The organism is Brachyspira sp., from assembly GCF_050873525.1.
Taxonomy (GTDB): Bacteria; Spirochaetota; Brachyspiria; order Brachyspirales; family Brachyspiraceae; genus Brachyspira.
Genome location: NZ_JBNMIZ010000325.1, coordinates 1 through 1,983, shown reverse-complemented (window position 1 = coordinate 1,983; position 1,983 = coordinate 1). Strand labels below are relative to the sequence as shown.

Below are 1,983 nucleotides of genomic sequence, written 5' to 3'. Positions count from 1 at the left end.
TTAAAAAATTGGATTTTATTTTTGAAATCAAACAAGGAGGAAGACATGTCCCAATTATTAAAAGAAGACACAATTTTTGAAAAAGCAATGAAGAAGTATAATTATTTTACCGACAATAAAGACTTACTTAACGAATACGACAAACGAGAAGCTTATTTGTTTTATCAATCAAGCCTAATGCGAGGCTCAAGAAAAGATGGCTTTGAAGAAGGAATAAAAGAGGGAAAACTTGAAGGCATAAAAGAAGGTATTGAAAAAGGCAGACATGCCGAACAAATATCAATGGCAAAATCAATGAAAAAAGAAAATATTGATGTAAAAACTATTAAAAGAATAACGGGATTAAGCATCGAAGAAATCCGCAAACTATAAACTATAATTTAATAATAAAAAGTCCACTATAATTAATATAATGGACTTTCAAAATGATGCAAAAATATTTTTCCTAACGAATTACAAATTCTAAACGGAGTTGTTTTTAATTTCAACCGTCATTGCGAGTGAGTGAAACGAACGAAGCAATCCACACAGAATAGATTGCCACGCTATCGCTCGCAATGACAATCTTTACTACAATACAAAAAAAGAAGCCTGCCCAAAAACGAGCAAGCCTCTTTATCTTAATTTTTTCGCAAGTGAAACTGTCTAATTTATCGCACGCAAGCTTTAACTTCTCCGTCATTGCCGAAGGCACACAGCGTGTTGCGAGCGTAAGCGAAGCAATCCACTTTACAATAACAAATTCTAAACCTTGATAACAATGTGGCTTTCGCTTCTGCGCCCTTTAGGGAAAACCCCTTGTTATCAAAATTCTTTGCTTCAAAATACAAAAACCCCACGCATTTCTGCATGAGGTTTTTATTTTAATTCTCGCAAGTGAAACTGTCTAATTTATCGCACAAGATTTAGCCTAAATTAAAGCGCTGGCAAATACCAAGTAACTCCCGTAGTTCCATTAAATCCAAAACTACCTGGGGTTGTAGTATCCATCGCATTTCCAATTTCCGCTTCAAAATACCATTCGAGGTTTTTGATTGGCGTAATATAGATTTCCGCATAAACATTGTAGCCCAAACCGTAAACTTCTTTAACATTCTTATCGGTAGCGCTTCCAGATTGATTAACTTTCAAACCTAATTCTGGTTCCAAATAAAGCGAAACTATATCGGAGTTAGCAGTCAAACCTAAACCTGTCATTAATAGCAAATTCCAAGCGCCTTGTTCCCAAACTCCAGTTTGAGTAGCATAAGCATTATTCATAGCATTAACCGCTTGAACTCTTGCAAAATTATGTTGTTTTCCTAAAGCGCCGTTATAAACGAGTTTAAGTATAGGTTGAAGCGCAACTTCTTCCACCACTGAACCAAAATAGAATCTCAAATCGAATCCGAAAGATTCCGCATATTTACCTTTCGTAGTTCCATTATCGTAGCTGTAATTACCGTATCTCAAATACAATCTTACTTGTTGCAAAGCTTCGATTCCAGGATAGTATCTGAATTGTGAATCAACGCTTACCGCTTGTTCTTTAGTTTTAACGCCGCCTACTTCTTGGTTCTTAACGAAAACTTGAATAGGAATCGCCATTCTAAAAGCGTTATCCATAGCGTTCAAAACCAAAACTGGAGTATGCGTTACTTCGTTTCCCGTTTTGCTGTCGGGTTTCGCTTTATATCTGTCCGCTCCGATAGTCGCATTATAACCTACGCCTATTCCAATTACGGAAGAAGTATAACCGATTCCCATTGAAATAGAAGGAATCCAATTATAATCGTCTCCAGAGTTTTGACCAGTAGCTGGTTTGTTTAACATAGCTCCCCAAGTTCCGCCAAAACCTGTGTTATTGTCGAACCCGAAAGTTCCCTTGATTGTGTCATTTCCGAGCGTGAAGCCGAGTTGGTCTAATCTCGCTCTGAACTGATTGCCGTGCGTGAGGAAGAATATCCAATCCGTATCAACCCCATACATACCAAAAACGCTTGC

The 1,983-nt window shown here is 37.2% G+C and carries 2 protein-coding genes; one reads left to right on the top strand and one right to left on the bottom strand.

What is annotated here, in order from left to right:
* The first annotated feature begins 45 nt into the window (after positions 1–45).
* Complete coding sequence (locus ACR0QS_RS13055) at positions 46–372, top strand: hypothetical protein (protein WP_432633888.1); 327 nt, start codon at positions 46–48, stop codon at positions 370–372.
* 543 nt (positions 373–915) lie between these two features.
* Here ACR0QS_RS13055 and ACR0QS_RS13050 read toward each other — a convergent pair.
* On the bottom strand, positions 916–1,983 hold a 1,068-nt coding region (locus tag ACR0QS_RS13050), incomplete at its 5' end, for a cell surface protein (RefSeq protein WP_432633887.1).

What these genes read in the sequence shown, in the direction of transcription:
- ACR0QS_RS13055 (WP_432633888.1), top strand. Translation starts at nt 46, where the DNA reads ATGTCCCAATTATTAAAAGAAGACACAATTTTTGAAAAAGCAATGAAG.